The organism is Jeotgalibaca sp. A122, from assembly GCF_052266715.1.
GTDB lineage: Bacteria > Bacillota > Bacilli > Lactobacillales > Aerococcaceae > Jeotgalibaca.
In genome coordinates, this window is record NZ_JBQPRB010000010.1 from 16346 (window position 1) to 37242 (window position 20897).

13 protein-coding genes and 2 pseudogenes are annotated in these 20897 nt (G+C 39.3%); 1 reads left to right on the forward strand and 14 read right to left on the reverse strand.

What is annotated here, in order from left to right:
- Positions 1-13: 13 nt before the first annotated feature.
- The 10 genes and pseudogenes from ACTU7M_RS09885 to ACTU7M_RS09930 form a co-directional block, all read right to left on the reverse strand.
- Positions 14-544 (reverse strand): FMN-binding protein, encoded by a 531-nt coding sequence (locus ACTU7M_RS09885; RefSeq protein WP_443474233.1) that lies wholly within the window; start codon positions 542-544, stop codon positions 14-16.
- A 214-nt stretch (positions 545-758) separates the two neighbouring features.
- Complete coding sequence (locus ACTU7M_RS09890; RefSeq protein WP_443474234.1) at positions 759-1739, reverse strand: polyprenyl synthetase family protein; 981 nt, start codon at positions 1737-1739, stop codon at positions 759-761.
- 21 nt (positions 1740-1760) lie between these two features.
- A complete protein-coding gene (locus tag ACTU7M_RS09895) occupies positions 1761-2183 on the reverse strand; it encodes a NusG domain II-containing protein (protein WP_443474235.1) in 423 nt (140 codons plus the stop codon).
- A 96-nt stretch (positions 2184-2279) separates the two neighbouring features.
- Complete coding sequence (locus ACTU7M_RS09900) at positions 2280-4145, reverse strand: FAD-dependent oxidoreductase (RefSeq protein ID WP_443474236.1); 1866 nt, start codon at positions 4143-4145, stop codon at positions 2280-2282.
- 197 nt (positions 4146-4342) lie between these two features.
- Positions 4343-4933, reverse strand: coding sequence for a Gx transporter family protein (locus ACTU7M_RS09905; protein WP_443474237.1), 591 nt, complete (start codon positions 4931-4933; stop codon positions 4343-4345).
- Positions 4934-5506: 573 nt separating this feature from the next.
- Positions 5507-7021, reverse strand: coding sequence for a hypothetical protein (locus ACTU7M_RS09910; protein WP_443474238.1), 1515 nt, complete (start codon positions 7019-7021; stop codon positions 5507-5509).
- Positions 7014-7470 (reverse strand): annotated as a pseudogene (gene tnpA, locus ACTU7M_RS09915) (IS200/IS605 family transposase). The gene ACTU7M_RS09910 and the pseudogene tnpA overlap by 8 nt, the downstream one beginning before the upstream one ends.
- Before the next feature lie 718 nt (positions 7471-8188).
- Positions 8189-9505, reverse strand: coding sequence for a DNA cytosine methyltransferase (locus ACTU7M_RS09920; protein ID WP_443474239.1), 1317 nt, complete (start codon positions 9503-9505; stop codon positions 8189-8191).
- An 802-nt stretch (positions 9506-10307) separates the two neighbouring features.
- On the reverse strand, positions 10308-11636 hold the full coding sequence (locus ACTU7M_RS09925; protein ID WP_443474240.1) for a phospholipase D-like domain-containing protein: 1329 nt from the start codon (positions 11634-11636) through the stop codon (positions 10308-10310).
- A gap of 12 nt (positions 11637-11648) precedes the next feature.
- Positions 11649-12569 (reverse strand): hypothetical protein, encoded by a 921-nt coding sequence (locus ACTU7M_RS09930; protein WP_443474241.1) that lies wholly within the window; start codon positions 12567-12569, stop codon positions 11649-11651.
- A gap of 933 nt (positions 12570-13502) precedes the next feature.
- On the opposite strand from ACTU7M_RS09930, the pseudogene ACTU7M_RS09935 reads away from it, so the two are divergent.
- Positions 13503-13684: pseudogene (locus tag ACTU7M_RS09935) on the forward strand (transposase); the annotation flags it as partial.
- Positions 13685-13743: 59 nt separating this feature from the next.
- Here the strand turns inward: ACTU7M_RS09935 and ACTU7M_RS09940 are convergent.
- The 4 genes from ACTU7M_RS09940 to ACTU7M_RS09955 all read right to left on the reverse strand — a co-directional run bounded on the left by ACTU7M_RS09940 (position 13744) and on the right by ACTU7M_RS09955 (position 20891).
- Positions 13744-14307 (reverse strand): hypothetical protein, encoded by a 564-nt coding sequence (locus ACTU7M_RS09940; RefSeq protein ID WP_443474242.1) that lies wholly within the window; start codon positions 14305-14307, stop codon positions 13744-13746.
- Complete coding sequence (locus ACTU7M_RS09945; RefSeq protein ID WP_443474243.1) at positions 14307-16373, reverse strand: hypothetical protein; 2067 nt, start codon at positions 16371-16373, stop codon at positions 14307-14309. The genes ACTU7M_RS09940 and ACTU7M_RS09945 overlap by 1 nt, the downstream gene beginning before the upstream one ends.
- Before the next feature lie 1211 nt (positions 16374-17584).
- Positions 17585-19573: a transketolase gene (gene tkt, locus ACTU7M_RS09950; RefSeq protein ID WP_443474244.1), complete on the reverse strand. Its 1989-nt coding sequence runs from the start codon at positions 19571-19573 to the stop codon at positions 17585-17587.
- A gap of 43 nt (positions 19574-19616) precedes the next feature.
- A complete protein-coding gene (locus ACTU7M_RS09955) occupies positions 19617-20891 on the reverse strand; it encodes a PTS ascorbate transporter subunit IIC (RefSeq protein WP_443474245.1) in 1275 nt (424 codons plus the stop codon).
- Positions 20892-20897: the final 6 nt, after the last annotated feature.

Consider the following 20897-nt stretch of genomic DNA (forward strand, 5'->3'; position numbering starts at 1 on the left):
CGTCACTATTAAATTAGTTGTCGATTTCGATTGTTTCTGTGTTTCCTTCTTTAGCTGCATCAATCAATTGTTGTGCATATTCTTTGAACATATCAGAAGAATGTGTAGCACCTGAAACAACTTCCACTTCAGAAGCATCTTGTTTTTCAACCAATTGATTATTTAATTCTGGAAGGTATTCTTGTGGGCCAACGCCAACTTTTTCAGACATTCTGTCTTGGTAAGCTTGGTCTTCAGATTTCAATTCGCCAGCTTCGTTTTTGTAGTCATAATTTGATTCAGTGATTTCGCCACCTTCAACTACCATTGTGAAGTCAACTTTCCAACCATTTTCGTCTAGATTTTTTTGAACCAATGTATATGTTCCATCTTGAAGTTCTGATGTCGCTACTTCAGATGTTGCTTCAGATGATTCCTCAATAACTTCAGACGCTGCTTCAGATGAAACTGATTCTTCTGTAGTTGTGTCGCTGCCGCAAGCTGCAAGCAACAATGTTGATGCTAAAGTTAGTGACCAAGCTGTCATTTTTTTATTTAGAGCCATAAGGGAAATACCACCTTTATTATTTTTGTTTTTTGCGAACCTTTCATCCTCCTGATAAAACGTTCACAAATGATTACAAGATAATATTACCATTACAAAAAGTAAGATGCAACCGAAATCAAACGACTTTATGAAATATTTCATTAACTAGCATTGTTTTTTCATTTAAATTTAATATAAAAACTAGAAAGCCTATTATAAAGGCTTTCCGGTTTCAGAACTCTCGTGATAACATTTGCTCAGTAATTAGCGATAGCGTTTTTTTCGTGTCGCTTTCAGGCAGTTTTTCTATTTGTTTAAGCGCTTTTTTTGTGTATTTGACTGCTAAAGCTTTTGCTTCGTCTAGACCACCGCTCTCAATCACAATTTCGTAAATTTTGTTTACTTCTTCATTTGTGATTGCTTCTCCTTTTTCCAAAAGCGGATGAATTTCCGATCCTCGCTTCATTTTGGCATAAATTAAAGGAGCAGTATAGATACCATTACGAACATCTTGCAAGATTGGTTTCCCGGTTTTGTTATCGTCCGCCGCATAGTCCAGGATATCATCAGTGATTTGAAATGCCATTCCGATGTTACTGCCAATTTGGTATGCTTGTTGGGCGAATCGCTGCCCATACTGGGTATCGTATGCCCCAGAATAGCAACTCAATCCAAACAGTTGGGCGGTTTTTCCTTGTATTTGGCTCAAATAGTCACGCATCCGCATGTTGCTGTCATACTTACGATCCATCTGATTCAATTCGCCAATTAGGATTTTTTCCATTCCCTCAGTATTTAGTTGCAGACTGTTCGCCTCGCCGATATTATTTTGGAGCAGACGGAAACAAATCGTGAATAAATAGTCACCTGCATAAACTGCAACCCGATTGCCATAGGCACTGTTCAACGTTTCTTGTCCCCGTCGTTTAGCCGACTCATCAATGACATCATCGTGAATCAATGTAGCCATATGCAAAACTTCGAGTGCGGCCGCAGTTGCTCGCGCCTTGCTCTCATCTCGTTTATCGGAAAACTGGGAAAACAACAAACTGTATGCGGGGCGTAATAATTTTCCTCCCGAGAATAACATTTCTTTTATTTTATGTTGTACTTCTTTATTTTTGATGGTTATTTGATTATCAATTAGCGATATGGTTGCTTCTAACTCATGTCGCAGGGCAGGATAGGCATCCCACATTGGATGTACCTTCATCTAACTTTCACACTCCCTGAATTACCTTAAAGATAGGACATCGATTTCATTGTTGTTCTCAACTGGACTGTCAGACCGAACTTCCACCAGCATTTTATGCGGCAAACATAAAATCGTATCCCCTACTTGGTCTATTGCCGCCATCCTTACGCAAACTTGGTCCGAACAAGTGGCTTCTGTCATTTTTACCGACATACCCGTGCGGACGAGAACATTTTCATGTCCATGTTCATCTTTATAATGATACGTTTCCGTTTCACCATCATCCACTAAATCAAACACGTGGACCACATCTCCATCAACTTCCACAACCGCCTGTAAATTTGTTTGATCCGCGGTCGCTTGAACATAGGTAAAGACGCCTAAAGGCAAAAACGAACCCAACATCAATAACAGAACGACAATAATATCGCCACGCCTAATCATTTTTATATATTTCATCATTTCGATGTAATCCCTTCACTTCTTAGTTGGCTTCACTATATACGAAAAATGGAGGCAAAGGCAAGTTTCCCCACCTCAACCTCCATTGTTTTTCTATTATTTATTGACGCCCACTTCATAAATGGACTTGATGTCACCATACCACCACTTGCCTAGTTTCTTGGAAATCCAAGGAATGACATAGTAATCCAATCCAAAGGCACGACCTGATCCGTTCATCAAGCTAATTGCTACAGGAACGAACCACATATTAACCCAATAGAACATGCCTGTTAAACTGAACATTGCGACCAAACCGACTGTCAACGCACTTACTAGCCATGTGAACAGACCGAAAATTAAAGCTAAACCAATCGCTATTTCCAACAATGTCATCATTTTTTGCATGAACAATGCCATTTCTACGTTTGGAACCATGAATTTCATGATGCTTTCGAACCAACCTGGCATTTTATCAAGAACCATCATTGGCTCCTCGCCGTAAACATAGTTTAATCCAAACACACTGTGAGCTACTTCTTCAACTGCTTCAGATGCACCAGATGCCGGGTCTTGTAACCAAGAGAACGGCATGGTTACTTCATCACCAAACCAAGAAGTTGTTCCAGCGAGACCAAACATTTTCTTCAAACCTTCCCATAACCACATGGATCCGTAGAAGACACGTAGTGGCAAGTTCCAAAGAACGTTACCGTAGCGAGACAAGTGTTTGCGGAAAATGCTACGTCCATCACGAATATGGAAGAATTCGTGGTGGATGTATTTCACGAAATAGAAGATAGAACCAATCGTCAAGAAGTAGAACAAGTTGATTAAGTGTTTTACAGCCATTGCCACAAAACCGCTCAAGTGGATTTTATCCATCAAGTAAGCAACACCATAACGAGAACCAATCGAAATCATGAACCCTTGGTAATTACCTTTGTGCGCAACTTTTTCTGTTCCTTCAATAGTAGCAATAATATTTTTAGCTGCTGTATGTCCGGTTTGTTCAGCGTTTTGAACGATTTGCGGAACAGGTTTGTTATCATTTTCTGGTTCTTCGTAGTAAACGATGTCCCCGGCTAAATAAACATCTTTTGCACCTTGTGCTTCCATGTATTTATTAGCAATCAGTCGACCAGCGCGACCTTTTTCGATTCCGTATTCTTCAACATCAGAGTTTGCTTTAACCCCTGCTGTCCAAATAAGGGTATGTGTTGGGATAACTGTTCCATCAGAAAGTTCGATACTGTTTTCAGTAACGTTGGCAACACCGTTACTTTTAACGATGTTAACACCATTTTTGATCAAGTATCTTTCCGCTTTAGAAGATTCTTTCTCAGTAACAACACCCAAGATGATTGGTGCGGCTTCAACTAAGTGGAAACTGAATTCGTTTGGATCTAGTTTGTTGTCTTTTGCTAGACGGTCTTTCCATTCCATCAAGTCACCGATCATTTCCACACCAGTAAACCCGGCACCGGAAACAACCATTGTCAACATTGCTTTACGTTTTGCTTCGTCATGCTCAATTGCCGCTGCTTCAACGGTATCCTTGATGTGACGACGCAATGTATTTGCATCTTCCCATGACCATAATGTGAAGCCATGTTCAGCAACACCTGGAATGTTGAATGTATTTGGTTCCCCACCCATTGCCAAGATTAGGTGGTCGTAGTGGAAAGTTGATTTTTCAGTTGTAACAACTTTCTTTTCTTTATCTAAGTGAGTCACTTCATCTGTTACGATATCAACGTTTTTGTTACGATTGAACAAACGTTGCAAGTCGTATTGGATTGCATCGGGCTCTACACGTCCAGCTGCAACTTCGTGAAGTTCAGTCATGTACGTTTGGTAAGAATGACGGTCAATTAACGTAATTAGAACGTCATCATTTTTCTTGAAATGCTTAGACAACTTTTTAGTTGCCGCAACGCCAGCAAAACCGGCACCGATTACAACAATATTAGTCTTTGCCATAATTTCTTCTCCTTAATATATCTATCTCTATGTAAATAATTGCACAAAATAATTCACTTACTAAAAATCACTTACCAAAACATTATAATTTACTTGTGAAAAGAAGTCCAATGTAATTTAAGTTTCTAGTCTTTTTTTAGAGCATTCTCATATTGAGACGTTTTTCTAATAAACAACTAACGAAAAAGGAGCTGGATTCACTCCAGCTCCTTAAATTCTGTCGTATATTGTGCATCGTACCACATGCGGGTTAAACGATCTGATTTAGCTTCTTCTCTTTGGAAGGTTTTAATCGTTACGACATGTTCCATCAAGTAGTTCGCCGCTATTCCTACCGCTATCCCCGAGAAAATTCCCGTTAAGGCTAAAACCGGTAAATAAAGCATCACACCGAATGATTGCGCAATGGTACTTGCCACAACCAACTGGCCCACATTATGCAGAATACCTCCAGTTGCACTGACGCCGATAAGACTCACATGTTTCGGTCCCAATCTCCGCACTGACAACATCCCGAAGTAACTCAAGAACGCTCCCGCAAAACTATAAAGGAAAGTCGACAACGTCCCACCTAATAATGTTGAGATCAAAAGTCGCATCCAAACCACTTTCAAACTGTCCCTGGAAGGTAAGGTAAAAATGGCCAAAATTGTGATAATATTTGCCAGTCCCAGCTTCGCACCCGGCGCAAAGGCAAATGGAAATGGAATCGAGCGCTCCAATAATGTAATGACGACACCTTGAGCGGCTAATAATGCGATATATATAAGTCGTGTATTTTTTTTCATAATCAGTACCTTTACTATTCATCGTTCTTTAATAATGCAACTGGCAAAAATTGCCAGAAGTGAGTCACTTAAGTTTAGCATAACTGAAGAACGAATAATATTAATCCCATACAAAAATAAAAGCTAGTGCTTTTGGCACCAGCTAATTATATGTCTGAGGTTGAATTATTTTAGATTATTTGGAGCGGTCTAAATTAAATTGAATTGAATTTTTGTCTACAGCGTTCAATTGCGTTTTTCACCCTTATGTATTCTACTTCCAACTCATCCGCAATGGCTTTTATTGACAAACCTCTGATGAATAAGAGATAGACCTCTTTTTCAAATTTCGAAAGAAGCTCACCATAGTCACGATACGCCTCACCTGACTGCTCCCCACGTATAAATTAAGGGGGTCCATAGGCGGATAGGACATCACGGACCGTACTCACGTCATTCCCACATCAGTAGAGATGACGTTTTTCTAATTCCGTTCTATTCCCAAAAGCCCGAGGACTTTCTCAACAAGGTATCCCGTGACACCATTGGCGTTGAAGGCTCGCAGCTGAACCTTTTGGTTGCTACAACCATGTGTTAGGTAAATTGAAAGTCGCACAACCCGAAGTTGCTGGACTTGCGGTCGGTAGAATGGCAAAGTGTCTGAATGCAAGTGGCGTGATGTGTCAGGAAGGTGGCGAACGTCGCATCGCACTGGGTGCGGTCCGTTTCTTTAAGGGTCGGGTGACTGTTCTTAAGGAGGAACGCACTATACAGGTCACGTTGAACAACGTGTCCCCCGACTATAGCGGTGCGTTCGGCGAGCGTCTTCTTGGTGTAGGTATCATTGCTATGATTGTACTGGCTGGCCCGGAAGATGGTCGTGTGCACCTTGTGGAGACCACCCCCTTCTCGGGGCGCTTTTTGCTGCACTCTGGAGACCAGAAGACCCGGGGCATGATAACCGATGGACTTGCCAAATCGTTTCTTGCGGTTGAAGCGCCCGTTCTTATTGACGGTTGTTTCTTTGGTCCGCTTCATGAGTGCCCGGAAATCCATGTCTTCCACATACACCTGATTGCCCAGTGCCAGGATGGCATTGGCAGTCTTGTTATGGGCTATTTTTAAAGCCACCGCCCGTCGACGGTAGAGGTCCTTCAAACGGAATAATACTTCTATATAGTTGTTGCTACGCACCCAGAACAGCTTGATGTCGCGTTTGATGGTTCCATCTGCCTTGAAGTTCGCGGGATTGGTTGCCCGCCGGCTCCGGTCGAGTTTCCGTTTCAATCGGTGAATCGTGCGGTCATAGACGTTCCCTTCAGGGAACAGCTCCTTCAGGATGACGCCGTCATCGCCTACCACCGCGACGGTGGAAGTGCCGATGTCTACCCCCACTTTCTTATCCGGACTCAGTTGATGGCGGGGCATGCCAGTATCCTTGTTTCGTTTCACAGGTGAATCACCTTCCAGCACCAGTTGCAGGAAGTACTTGTTGCCGCCCTTGAACGCCCGGCGGACGATACGACAATACTTCACCCGGTTAAGGGCCAGCGATTCCTGAATAAATGAGTCGTTGGCACGGATTTTAACGGGCATGACCAGCCCGTTCCATTCCAAACGGTCTCCTTTGAAGCGCATGCCGGAGTCGTTTGTTTTGCCTTCTAGGGATGCCAGTTGCCCGAACTTCTTGAAATGCACCTTTTTGCCTTTACCGTACAGTAGGGAGGACACACTTCCCCAAACCGTGGTGGCGATTTTTTGTGCCGTCAGGCTGTCTATGTGCTTCTTGTAGGCGTAGCGCATTCGCTTGATAGAGTCATGGAGTTTGTACTCCGCCACCCCAAAAGACTTTTGGATGGCTTCCAATTCTCTATTACACGCCGTAATACATCGCTTGTCCTTCGCTTTGACGGCCAGACGACGTTCTGCCAACACCTCTTGGTACCGACGGTTTTTGTGCAACTCTGACAGTTGTGTACGCGCCTGATGCAAGACCTTGTTGTACAAGTTTTCCGCAATCGCGAAGCGCTTGTCCAGGACAGCTTGTTCGTTTTGGTGCGTGACAAGCCGCAACTCCAATACGAACGATGGGGTTTTACTTTTAGCCATTGGTGATCCTCCTTTGCGTTGGATGTGACTTTTGTATTAACTGGCGTTGCGAAGTCTTTTGACTTTGTGTGTATTGGTTAATCATCTCGAGCGGGGCACGACCCCCGGTAGAAACGAAATAGCTATTCGTCCAAAGAGTAGGCAACTTTGTTGTCAGTTCTTTAAAATTCTTGTCTTAGTATTCGGGAAGGAGTTTCCTTGATGCGTTTCACTGCTTTATGAACCCCTAACTACAGGTTAATAGCCAAATGCAGGTAAACATAGTCCGGCATGATTTCCATTTCAAGAATTTCGATGGATAAGGAGGCGCACGTTTCTAAAATAAGCTCCTTCAAGCGTGCCACTATCGGTCCAACAAGTACCTGTCTCCGATATTTTTGACACCAGACCACATGATAGGCACAAGAATAAGTGATATTATTATTTGTTCTGTATTTTTTATTTTTCATGCTCACATTATACATCTATATAATACAACTAAAAGCACGTCTTGTATCCCTATGCTTTAAAAATGGGTTTTTACAATGCTCATTCCGTAATTTGTCAAGATAGCGCACTGCAATAACATTTGCGTCGGTGTGTATTTTCTTTTCTGATTGCCTCTAACTGCTTTGCATGGATATAAATCCAAGGAGTTTCAAGGGCGTTTGGGGGTAACGGACCGTAATGGCGATATTTATAAAAAAACGGAGATAGCGTTTTTCTATTTCTCTTCTACTCCCAATAGATATTAGACTTTATCAACAAGACGCCTAGCGGCACAATTAACGTTTAAGACTTTCCCTCCTGAGAACTAAAGAATTTACGCGAAAAGCGCAAGTCGAACTCAATCGGACCTGCGCTTTTGATTTAGTAATTTTTGATTATTTCATGCATATTGTCATAGAACCACAGGAATCGTAATGCTATTTTGGATTGCATACCATTCAAATGAATAAAAATCGCTTCCCTATAAAACATCGCTAGAGTATGTTTTATAAACGAAAGTGTTCAATTTTAATTAACGTTAACTGTTCAATTCTACTTGACGTTGACATAGTTAAATACCGATTAGCATTTAACTCAATAAAACAACTACCTCTGAAAAATAAACTTATAGTCTGCAACGAAATTATAAAAAGGTATGCCGCTAAAATTAAAAGTACTTTATGGATAATTTATACAAAATTAATATGAATTATTAATTTCATCTATATTTTCCAACAAAAAATCAGAAATCGGCTGCACAATAGCTCGTGCTAACAAAACAGGAACTGCATTTCCTATTTGTTTATATACTTTATCTATGCGAGCATTATGTGATATCGGCTTCCGCAATTTCCCATGAGATGAACCTAGGCTAAATTCGAACCAGTCTGGAAATGTTTGAATCCTTTGGATTTCCTTAATGGATAATCGACGATTTTCACCACGAAATTCCCATTTGTTATGTCCAATTTTTTCCATAGGTTTGCCGCCAGGGTGTTGCGGAGCTTGACGTCCACTTGCTTGGATAGTAAAGCTCTGCTCATCCCATGTTTTTTTTCTATTACGAGACATATACATGGTACTATATGAGCCTTCAAAATAATCACCCGGATCATCTTCGAGGTCCCCAATAGCTTCTCTAAGTGTAACCCAAGGAAGTTTATCATTTAACAAACTAATTTCATTTGGATTTCCATGAGTGGGTTCTGGCAATTCATAGTGGTAACCAAATTTATCTTCAATTTTTTCTTTATGTACTCCAATTAAGAATACACGCTCTCGAGATTGAGGTACTCCATAATCTCTAGCATTTACTAAATGAGGTGTAACGGTGTAACCTGCACTTTCAAAATCTTCAATAATCTGCTTTATTACTTCACCTTTACCCAGAGTCATCATACCTTTGACATTCTCAGCTACAAAGAAAGCAGGTTGAGTTTGAATCAGAGCTCTAATAAAATGGATGTATAAAAAATTACGCTCATCATCAATTAACCGAGGACCCGCCTCACTGAAGCCAGGACAAGGGAATCCACCTATCATAAGAGAATTTTTGGGAAATAAAGCAACTTTTCTAATATCTTTTTGATGTTGGATAATTTCATTACTGAAATTCATTTTATATGTTTCATTTGCTTCCAAGAACATATCATTGGTATAGATAGTTTTAAAAACACTTTTTTCTCTTATTGCATCAAATTTATTTTTATTTGAAAGAAAAACTGATAGTGCTTCTTCATACCCTATAGTTGATACTAATCCAGCTAGTTCCGTGCCTAAATCTAGTCCACCAGCACCTGAGAAAAGCGAAGCTACACTAATTTTGTCTTTTCGATATTTAATATCATTAAATAATTTAATATCGTTATCGTCCTCTATAATTTTACTTGCTTCTTCTTCAATTTTTTGCATCAAAACTGACTGTATTTCGTCAACTGATAAATCAGAAGAAGATCTAAATTTACGCTTAAAGCATTTGACATCATCTTTATCAATTATACTCACTTCATTAATCATAATTAGTATTCCCCTTAATTCATCGTATAGCTACTTTGGTAAAGTAACTATATCAAAACTCATTCCAAAAGGCCAGCTTTTTGTATCTATTAAAAAATTTAAATAATACCGAGTAGTGAATTTATAAGTTAATTCAACCAGTGTCAAATAAAAAAAACATACGAATTCGACATTATATTAAAAGTTATGGTAACTTCAATATAATATCGAATTCATATGACGCAAAACCATGATAACACATTTTCATGTAGGGAAAAACACCTTTTTCAATCAAAACATTGACAAATAGTTACTTTAATAAAGAAGGTTTTTGTAACATCAAAGTTATTCATTTTTAGCATGCCGCTTAAATATAAACAACAACTCTCCTCAAAATCTATCACTCAAACTGAACGTCCAAAATGGAAAATAAAAAATAGTCACCGGACGTAATAGCTTTACAAAAAAACACTATTTGTTTAACATCTCATCATTCAACTCACAACAATATTCATACCCATGGACTAACCGGGAATAGTCTGGTTACTGGAAAATCGGCATCTTCATAAAAATCAAGGAAAATTGATGCAGGATTTCTACCCTTAGCGGAAAGATCCACGCATATGTCTGTGAACTCAAATAAGAATATAGTTGTGACTTAATCCGTTTCCCCTTGGTAACGGATTTTTCCTGTCATGAAGGTCTACACTATTAGAATAATCAGTTAGTAAGCGGAATCTAATGATCGGATTATTATACACGACTAATTTAAACTTGGAACTTAAAGGTTTTTATCTCTGGGTCGGAATTCATCCATCCTTGCTTATGAATGATGGTATGTACTTTCTTTACACCAAATATAATTAAAAAACCTTATCAAACTGTCACATACGTCTTTGTTCTTAATTACAATATATTCACCCACCTCTGAGTGGATACCAGAATAAGAGAAATCAGGAATATTATCAAATTCTTCTATGTTAATATTTTCTGAATAAATGAATTGTGTAGGTGTGAAATTACATGAAGTTATTACTGCAATATCATCAACTATTATAAATTTACAGTGAACTGAATCGTTTACAGCATATAAATGTTTGTTTGTAATAGTATAATTTTTGATAAATTCTTTAAATGAATGTGTATTCACAGGTTTTCTTTTCCCGTGAGAATGGTTGTTTTCATCTACAAAAGTTTGAGATAAGATTCTTATCTCAATGTCTTTTTTTGTTTCTTTAAGTAGTTCATTTAAGAATCCATATCTTTTGGTAGCAGTACTATTACTAGTAACATAATAAGAATAAGCAGAAACATGTTGACCACATATATATATCCTATTTTTTGATTTTTTTACTAAATCGATTAAATAATTTTCAAAAACACTTTGAGACTGGTAAAAAAAAGGTCCCATATAAAAATTATGATTTTTTTCGGGTTCGCTAACCATATAATTAGGTTTTTTAATTATTTGATAGTGATTGAATTTTTTTTGTTGGTTGAAACTTTCAATGGAAATTGAATTAGTTATTAATGTGGTAAAAAATATCTGGGCAGAGTTTCTAAAATTATTAAAATTTTCACAAATAATCATTAATTCATCCTTTATCTTATCCCTCACGGCTAGATTAGATGAAGTTAGTGCTACTGCGTGAGAACCGTTTTTGAATTTTATATAAAAAGATTTTATGTGTAAACTATAAGGCATATTTCCTCTCGAAAATTTTTTTACTTTTCTACTTCGAATATACATATGAGGGAAAATATACATTCTGAAGTTAGGATTTGTATAATTTATAGAATCTTTATATATAGCATCTGCAACATCATATTTTGAAACAGGCTTACCATTAAAACAAAAATTTGAAGTTTTTAAATTAGTAATCTTTTTAGGGTAACTGTTATCATAGCCTTCTAAAGGAATAGAAATAATGTTTATTTTAATACCTTGTTCGGATAATTTTTTAAAAAAAGAATGTAATATAGGATTATTATAAAGATAGAGGCTTGCATTAATTTCAGTAATATTTTCCTTATTCATTTCGATATATTCAGTAAATTTTTTTAAGATAGTAGGACTGCTGCCCTGTAAGTAATATTTTTCAGGATCAGCATATAAAGACGGACTATCATATATTAACTGCGCATTTGGCATACAGCACATCTCCTAACTGTTTATTGTTATAGTTGGATAAGGGTGTATAAGTTCTGGATTACTGAAATTTGTACTATTGATATCATGAGCATTAGAGATACCTAGTTCTCTTAAGCAATCAACCAAATTATTTGCAACACTATCTCCCTTTATATTTAATGGATTGTCAAATTTAACAATAGGAGTTAGTTTATTTGCAACTATTCGCCAATCTACGTACACAGCCAAAGGTCTATTACCATCCCATTTTTCTTCTATAGTTCTGTAGTTTAGTGCTTTGCAAGCAAAATATACGTTAGGATTAGCATTCACATACTCTTCTATTGGTATAAGATTATCTATTACATCCTGCGTAGTCATTATATAATCATTAATTAAAATGTAGTTGGCAATACCGGAGTTCGCAATTACTTCTCCATTAATATAAGCATTTTTCTTATCTATACTCAGGTTTGTACCTGAATATACATCAAGTACTTGGGTACGACTGAGGGGCATTAAACCCGATAGATCCCCACTAAGTTTATTTACTAATTCAAATTTCCACCCTAATGTAATAGAGCCTTCATTAGTGCGTTGTTTTTTTATTTTGTATACAAGATTTCTTGACATAAACAAATGTCTTTTGCTATTAGTAGCACTTTGAATCAACACTTGCCAATTTGGACCAAGTAATTGCTCTGCTCTCTCGGCATTTGTTTTATTCTCAATAAAATCTGCATTTTCTTTTTTAAATGATATTTTTATTTCAATATTTTCCCCTAAATGATTTATATTTTCAGCTTTTATATATATATCGGTTTTAGGTTCGCCTTTAGGACAGGTTGGTTTGCCACTTTTTAATATAATAAATGTTTCATCATTAAAGTTAAAAATTTGATTACAAGATAAAAGTGATAATATTCTTCTTTCTTCATTCCCAAATGTAGTCATATGCATCTCCTTATATTTTATGATTCAACTTTTACACTCAAAATTATACTTTGAGTCAACTGCACCGTACTATACAATCATAAAGAATAGGCTGGACTCCAATTCATGTATACCTAACCACCAATGAAGAAGCAGGGTACCTGTATTGAAAAAACGCTCGGATATCGAATACTTTTTTAAAGTGGTTGAATCCCTTCTGAATAAACATTTCCTTGTGAGACCTGTTTTTCACAAGGGATTTTTTAATACGAGGGTTAGTGTTTTAGTTTGCCAAATACTTTAGTCATATAACTCTATAGGTAGCAACGCAGTTCCCAAAGAATTAATTTCTTTTTAAGGTTTGAAAATTGCTTCAATACCTTTCAAGTATACCAATCACTAATGACCATAAGTCTACTATAACGATATTTTACAAACATTTCCATATACAATACAAAATCTCCCCTTACTCCTCTGCTATTGTCTATATTTCACATATAAAAAAGAATTAAACTTTCGTCTGGAAATCCGAGCGCAAATTACAGTACCCTTAATAAGCATTTGAACAAAGACTTTAGATAGACTATTTCTCTATTATCGATTGCATCTTTAACAATACAACTATTCTATTTTTGCTAAAGCTAATCTCTCTAATAACACCAGTGCGAGTAATATCTTCAAATTTGAAAATATTACTCGCACTGGTGTCCCATTCGGCTACGAAACCGTACGAAAATACTTCAATATGTCAAAAACACGAAAAGAGACTGGGAAAAAACTCAGTCTCTGAATAAAAAAATCCCAACTCCTTCATTTTGAAGGAGTTGGGATTTTATCGTTTTAAAATATACAGTGAGCCAAATATCTTATAATTTAAGTATCACACAAAAACAAAAGAAGTAGCTCACCATATATCAAAATTATAGCTCAATGGGAACGACCTTAACACTATAATTGGATTTTACAATCCCGAATGATCATGAACCCTCCTCATTAGTCATTTTGTGGATTCTATTCCTTCGGAATTTCTTCTTGAAGATACGTTTCATACAGGTCGCCCTGCTTTTCATCCTGTAATGCTTTTAAAGATGTTTTTGTTTGCCCATAGTCGCACAACATTTTCTGACCGTAAAATGAAATGAATGAAGAATCTATTCCTAACGGGACGCGTTTGCTGGGGTTGGCGGTAGGTCAGTCACTTCCCGAAGCCCCAGCGTTTGTTCGTGCGTTCTCTGCTCATATTCTTCAATGCGTTTTCATCCCCGCTGGCTTTCGCGCGCAGCGCATCGATGGCGTCCCGCATCAGCTCCGCCAGTTTTTCAGTATCTGTTTCCAGCCCCTCTTTCGAAGTGGTCAAGACGAGCTGCACATGCTTCCCAGCTTCCAGCCGCTGTTTCAGGTGCTTATCATTATTCCCAAATAAGACATCCAGCGCCATGTGTGCGTGTTGGCTTGATGGGAACAGCTCTACCGCCCCAGCGTATTCATAGGCTTCAATCAAATCGTATTCGATGATAAAGTTGTGTTCCTGGAAGACGCGGTTCACCTGTCCCATGTCCGTTAATATTTGGTCCGTCCCGTAGTAGCCGACTGTCAGCGGCTCCCCAGCTGCCGTCCGGAAATAAGTTTCCACCACTAGGTCGGGCTTTCGTTCGTGCCCTCGGCTCCGCTTGAACCGTTCAATGCGCGCTTCCTGTTCCAGTTTCTCATCATAGGTCCGGTTGCTCTTGTCCCGAAAACCGCCAAACTGTTTCTTCATTATTTTGCCTCCTCTATGATAGTGTGCGGGCTGAACCGCATCATCGCTGCCGCCATCTCCTTTTGGGTCAGTTCCACATTGCGTGCATCCCCTATTGGATAGAGGGGCTTGTCCAGCTTATCCATGAAGCCCTTGACGCGGTGGTAGGCCGAATGCCCCGAGTGGCGGGTATTGTAGAAGACTAGCGCATCTGGGTTGTCCAAAAAGGTCAAATCTCGGGTCACCAGCTGCTCGGCTTCCACAAACTCCCAGCTGGGGTTGGTTGCCTGCAATTTCTTATGCCAGTCCACGCGCCCTGCCAGCACGATGATGTGCTTTCCGTTTAGGAGTTGGGTATCCGCCTCTTCCGTGCCTTCCTCCTCCTGAAACGCCAGTGTCGCTTCTAGGAATCGGATGCGCTCTTCTGCGACTCTTTCCCTCTCCGTAGCCTTTTCAAGCGCCTGTTCCAAGCGTTTAGTCTCGCGCTGTAAGACTGCCTCTTTCTCCGCCAGTGCGTCGAAGCGGACCGCCGCTTGTGTGGCTGCCGCTCGGCTGTATTCCCGTTCTTTTCCAAGTTCTCTTTCAAGAATTTCCCGTCTGTGTGATTCCTTTTCCTGTATCAGGGTCAGTTCCGCCGCGTTAGACTGGTCGATACCCTTCAGGTATTTCGAACGGGTGTCGAAGAAGTCCCGTGCCAAGACGTACTGGAAGAGGTTGGATACGAGGTTTTCCAGCAAGCTTTCAAACTGTTCCTCGTAGGTAGCATTTTGGGAACCCTGTACGTCAACGGTGAGGCAGTAGCTTTGAAAAAAATAGGTCCATTCGTCCGCGGATAGGGAGCGATCAAAGAAACGCGGCGGGAATCCGTAGCTGCTGAACCGGTCGCGGGCATGGCGGACATTGACCGCCACTGGGTTTCCGAGTCGCAGTTCTGCCTCCAGCAGAAAAGCTTGGTGGTCTGGGCGCATGGCTTCCTTCTCCATCAACCTCTCGACCCGTTCCCGCTCATGGTCCATAATCCGACTTATCCCGTTCATCACATGACCGTCATGGAAGAACCTTTCGCGGAATTCCTCGATGATGGTTAACTCACTATGGGCTGTAGACCAGCTGGCTAACAGGCGTTCGTTTTCTGCTATCAACTGCCCTAGGTCCCAGTAGTCAATTTCTTCCTCGATTTCAAAGTATTCATAGTAGAAGCGGAACATCCCCTCCGTTTCTTTGCCCGAAGCTGTAATCAGGGCGATGACCACTTGGATGAAACGGTGGTAGGCCATGGTTCCGTCTAGTTGCTCATAGCGCCAGCTGTCCTTTTGCCAAATTTTTTGGATATCCCGGTACCTCAACACTTGGTTCCGATCCAGATAGCGTTGGAGTCGCTTGTAGCCTTTATTTAAAAGCTGCTTGAGCGGCGCGTTATCACCCGTGTCTCGGACGTAAGAGGCAATGCCGGCCATCTTCTCTATCGTCATTAGCTGCTCCGTCGGGTACATGTAGCGTTTCTTGTCTGCCACATGCCGGCTTTTGCGGTAGTGCGCATAGTAAACGTCCGGATTCTTCTCGTAGACCCAGTCAATCTCCGCTTGCATATGAGGACTTGGTCCCATTCCGTAGAGAAGGAATGCATCTGGGTTTTCAAGTGGTAGAGGCTCATTATAGGCATCGTAGACCCGGTTGGTGGATACGAGCAAGTAGGCCTCCTCATAGTTCATGCCTTTGCCTTCCGTCACCAGGGCTAGGGCTTCCCGCGTCCGTGTCAGCCCCTCTTGGTCCGTCCATACCCCCGCCAACTCATCCACGTTCGGCATGTGGTAGCGAAGGTCCAAGAAGAAGGACGTTAGCTCCTCGAGCGTGAACGGCGGGTTGAGGTCCTTACCGTCCCGTTGGAGCAATTGGCATGCTCGGTGGAATGCCGTGTGCCTACGTTCGACGGTTGGCTCTTCCTCTGCTTCCTGCCAACTAAACAGTCCGCCGTCATCCCCACCCAGCCAATCGTCTCCTCCCACGATTGTTTGCGCTTCCAAAAATGTTGTTACATTAAGATCCGCCTCTTCTTCGAGTGGTATCAGTTTCCTCCGATCACTCATGCAACCCCTCCTCTTCTTGGTATTCACCCTTCCATTTTACCACAATATTGTGCCACTTCAATGCTTCGATGGATGACATTTTCATGTATCCTATGGCTTTTTATGGAGATAGTTTGTCAAATTAAATTAATGAAATTGGCACCTTAACCATCTTTTTTTCAAGTAACTTCTAATGATTTTCCTCTTTAATGCGTTCTGAAAAGAAGTAAGGTTTGTGAACCATTCATGATTCCAATACAAAAAACAACTATTTTATTCTTGTACCCACCTATGGTTTACAACGACAATATTATTTTGATTAAAGGTAAAGCTATAGCTTTACCTTTAAAACTGACTTCAACCAAAGTTTTTATAATCAGAAAAAAAATAAAATTGATCTGTATTTAACTTGAAACGTCTTTTTCAAACGAAATAATTCAATATCCATAGAAGCACTATTATCATTAGATTATTGACAAAATCTCTATAGTTGTTACCTACTAGATTATTTTTAAAACTACATAAAAGATGATAAACATATTACCGATTTCCGCGCGACAAATTCTCCCGTAACTCCCCCCAACTCTTTCAACTGCTCATCCGTCAAACTCCCGCGTTTCTTGCGGCCATGTCCTTGAACCTTGTGATACTCAGATTCTTTATTACGGGCACGTTTGGATCTTTGGAGTTCAAACATCAAATCGAGAACCGACATGCGGTTGGCGTATTTGTTGAAGAAGAGTTGTTGCTCAGCCAGGCACATTTCGAAGGTGTTTTATATTGTCCCATTTAATTATATTAGTCTAGATTGAATCAATGGTTGAATCAATTCCTAATAACTTATTCAAATCCATTAAGTTTGATTGTAAGAAAGAATTTTCCAATTGGAAATCTTTAATCAACCAAGATGATATCGTTATTTATTACGCCAATTCTGGAATGCCTTCATTGTGCGCATTTAAATGAAAACCTCACCAGTTACCTGTGGAAAGATAAGGTGTCAAAAGAGATGGACTTCAATCAAACGGGTCAAGTCTTTATCACCTCGATTGCGAACATGCCAATAACATTCCCAGAAAAGCCTTAACTTACCTAATGTCGCTGGAAATATTTTTGAGTTGTCTCGATGTATTTACTTTATTTTATTTAAATTGACAAATCAAAAAAATAAAACTTCTACCTCTTATATGTTAAAAGGTAGAAGTTTTAAAGTTGAAGGAGGAATATATCAATTAGTTTATTTCAATGATATTCTTCATTTCTCGAGCAATTCTTTCTGGATTTATATCAAGTTTTTGTAGTAATTCTACTCCTGGACCTGATGATTGGAAAGTGTCAACACTAATGATAGACCCTTTCTCACCCACATATTGTCTCCATCCAAACTTAACTCCTAATTCAACAGATACTCTGTTAACAATATCAGATGGCATAACTGATTCTTTATATTCTTGAGATTGTTTTTCAAAAAGTTCCCAACTTGGCATCGAAATAACGTTTACATCAATATTATCTTCTTTCAAAATATTTTGAGCATCTAGCGCTAACTCAACCTCAGAACCAGTTGCAATAATAATACCCACTGGATTTTCAACCTCTGAGATAATATATGCTCCTTTTTCAACACCATCTAATCTAGCTTGATTTAATACTGGAACATCATGTCTACCCAAAGCAATAACTGTCGGAGTATTCTTAGATTCAAATGCGATTTTCCAAGCCGCAATAGTCTCATTTGCATCAGCTGGACGAACTACATTAATGTTTGGCATAGCTCTTAAGGACATTAGTTGCTCTAATGGTTGATGTGTCGGACCATCCTGTCCAAGTAATAAAGAATCATGTGTCATGACATATGTTACAGGAACATCCATAATCGCAGAATGTCGGATTGCAGATCGCATATAATCAGAGAATATTAGAAATGTACCACAGTAGGGTCTGATCCCTCCGTGTAAGCCTACTCCATTGGAAATTGATGCCATTGCAAATTCCCTTACACCGAAATGTACATTAGGACCTGTGAAATCCCCTCTGGACATGAACGGCTCACTGGTGATAGTTGTTTTGTTTGATGAAGCTAAATCTGCAGAACCACCAAGTAAAACTGGATAATGCTCATAAATTTTGTTCAAAACTATTCCGCTTGCTGAACGAGTAGCTAACTTATCCTGAGTAAATTTTTCGATTTGAGGGAATTCATAATTATTATTCAATGCGTTTAATAGCTGTTCAGATAACTCAGGATTTTCTTTACTATAAGAGTCAAAAAGCTGATTCCAATCATCTTCTGATTTTTTCCCTTTATCCTGAATTTCAGAATAATGTTCCTTAACATCATCTGGAACAAAGAACTTTTCTTCATAGTCCCACTCATAAAATTCTTTAACTAACATGGTTTCTTTCTCACCTATAGGGTCACTGTGAATATTGGAAGTTCCTTGGAGATTTGGAGAACCATATCCAATTGTAGTCTTTACCTCTATAAGAGTAGGCTTGTCTGTTACTCTTTTTCCTTCTTCGATTGCTTCTTTTACTTCCTTCCAATCGTTTCCATCTTGGACCTTAATAGTATGCCAGTTCATAGCATCAAATTTTTTTAGTGTGTCTTCTGAGTAGGATAAGCTCAGGTCCCCATCCGATGTAATATCATTTGAATCATACAGGACAATTAACTTTCCTAATCCTAAATGACCAGCTAATGAGGCAGCCTCATTTGCAACTCCTTCCTCTAAATCTCCGTCACCACAAATGGTATAAGTGTAGTGATCGATAACTTTATGTTTATCAGTATTAAATTTGGAAGCTAGGTGAGCTTCAGCCAAAGCCAATCCCACTGTCATGGAAAATCCTTGCCCCAGTGGTCCAGTTGTTGCTTCTACCCCAGGTGTAACATGTACTTCTGGGTGTCCTGGAGTTTTGCTACCAACTTGCCTAAAGGATTTTAAATCTTCAATAGAAAGATCATAACCCGATAAGTGAAGTAAAGAATACAGTAATATTGACCCATGACCAGAAGTTAAGACAAATCTATCTCTATTAAACCAAAGAGGATTGCGAGGATTATAATTCATGATGTCTTTAAATAATACATATCCTGCAGTCGCCGATCCAAGAGGCATTCCTAAGTGACCGTGATTAACATATTCAACTGTATCCAGACACAACGTCCGGATAGTATCTACAGATTTCTGTTCTATTTTTTTTTCTACATTTAGCACTTTTACATTCCTCCATAACATTTTTTATTCTCAGATAATTTACTTAGAATATACCTTGGAAAAACTTGCCAATATAATACAGTATGAAACCAACAATATTAAAATCTGTCTCTGGGAAAGCAGTCCCTTGTAAACCGATATCAGCCATAATAGGATAAATAATAGCTGGTCCTACAGCAATTAAAATTCCTACAACGAATGATCCTACAACCGCACCTTTCCATCCTCCAGTAGCATTACCGAAAACACCCGCTGTTGCTCCAATAAAGAAGTAAGGAACCGCTACAGGGATTATTACGGGCATTTCTAACATTCCAAAAATAAACATCATTATTAAACCAGCCGCATAAGCGCTTAGGAACCCAATTACTGTCGCCGTTGGAGCATATGGAAATACAACTGGACAGTCTAAGGCTGGCCTTGAATTAGGGATTAATTTAGAAGAAATCCCCTCGAAAGCGGTTACTATTTCACCCAAGAGTAACCTTACGCCCGTAATAATTACGTATAGACCGGCTGAGAAGTTTAAAGATTGGAATAGTGGGTATACTAACCAATTAACTCCTCCAGATAAATTTTCTACTGTTTCTTTACCAGCCGCAATAGCCGCTACATAATAGAAGATTAGCATTGTCAAGCCTACACCAACGATATAGTCTTTAAAAATTGATAACCAACCTGGGAGCTTTAAGTTCTCTGTACTGTCTTCTGGGTTACCAACTTTACTGCCAATCCACCCAGAGAGAGCATACCCTACAGTAACGTAGTGCCCCATTGCTATCTCGTCATGACCAGTAATTTTCCGCATTGTCGGTTGAGCAATTGCTGGGAAAACTGCAGCAGATATTCCTAAGATAACTCCCCCTAAAATAATAATAACGGTATTATTGGCGTCTAATGCTTTAAGAATTACAGTAAGTAGTGCAGCTAAGTAAAGGTTGTGCTGTCCTGTTAGAAAAATATTTTTAAAAGGTGTTATTCTAGCTACAACAAGGTTCATTGCGAATCCTAGCACCATAACCAAAGAAACAACAGTTCCAAACTTTTCTTGGGCTAAAGCTGTTACTGCCTCTGCTAAAGGCAACACTCCTTCAAGACCAAACCCACTAGCAAACATTTCTTGGAAACTGTTTAATGCTGAAGCTGCAGCTCCAGACCCAATCCCGAAAACAAGAAAGCCAACTATTGTTTTAATAGTTCCAGTAATGACTTCATCTACGGGAGACTTTTGTAATACAAGCCCAATAAAAGCCATTAAACCTACAAGTATTGCTGCTGAACCTAATAAGTCATATACGATAACTTCCAAAAAACTCATTTACAA

Bases quoted from the DNA above. Each gene is read 5' to 3' on its own strand.
- ACTU7M_RS09895 (WP_443474235.1), bottom strand. From the start codon at position 2,183: ATGATGAAATATATAAAAATGATTAGGCGTGGCGATATTATTGTCGTT.
- ACTU7M_RS09955 (WP_443474245.1), bottom strand. From the start codon at position 20,891: ATGAGTTTTTTGGAAGTTATCGTATATGACTTATTAGGTTCAGCAGCA.
- ACTU7M_RS09890 (WP_443474234.1), bottom strand. From the start codon at position 1,739: ATGAAGGTACATCCAATGTGGGATGCCTATCCTGCCCTGCGACATGAG.
- ACTU7M_RS09920 (WP_443474239.1), bottom strand. From the start codon at position 9,505: ATGATTAATGAAGTGAGTATAATTGATAAAGATGATGTCAAATGCTTT.
- ACTU7M_RS09900 (WP_443474236.1), bottom strand. From the start codon at position 4,145: ATGGCAAAGACTAATATTGTTGTAATCGGTGCCGGTTTTGCTGGCGTT.
- ACTU7M_RS09905 (WP_443474237.1), bottom strand. From the start codon at position 4,933: ATGAAAAAAAATACACGACTTATATATATCGCATTATTAGCCGCTCAA.
- ACTU7M_RS09945 (WP_443474243.1), bottom strand. From the start codon at position 16,373: ATGAGTGATCGGAGGAAACTGATACCACTCGAAGAAGAGGCGGATCTT.
- ACTU7M_RS09925 (WP_443474240.1), bottom strand. From the start codon at position 11,636: ATGCCAAATGCGCAGTTAATATATGATAGTCCGTCTTTATATGCTGAT.
- ACTU7M_RS09885 (WP_443474233.1), bottom strand. From the start codon at position 544: ATGGCTCTAAATAAAAAAATGACAGCTTGGTCACTAACTTTAGCATCA.
- ACTU7M_RS09930 (WP_443474241.1), bottom strand. From the start codon at position 12,569: ATGACTACATTTGGGAATGAAGAAAGAAGAATATTATCACTTTTATCT.
- ACTU7M_RS09910 (WP_443474238.1), bottom strand. From the start codon at position 7,021: ATGGCTAAAAGTAAAACCCCATCGTTCGTATTGGAGTTGCGGCTTGTC.
- ACTU7M_RS09940 (WP_443474242.1), bottom strand. From the start codon at position 14,307: ATGAAGAAACAGTTTGGCGGTTTTCGGGACAAGAGCAACCGGACCTAT.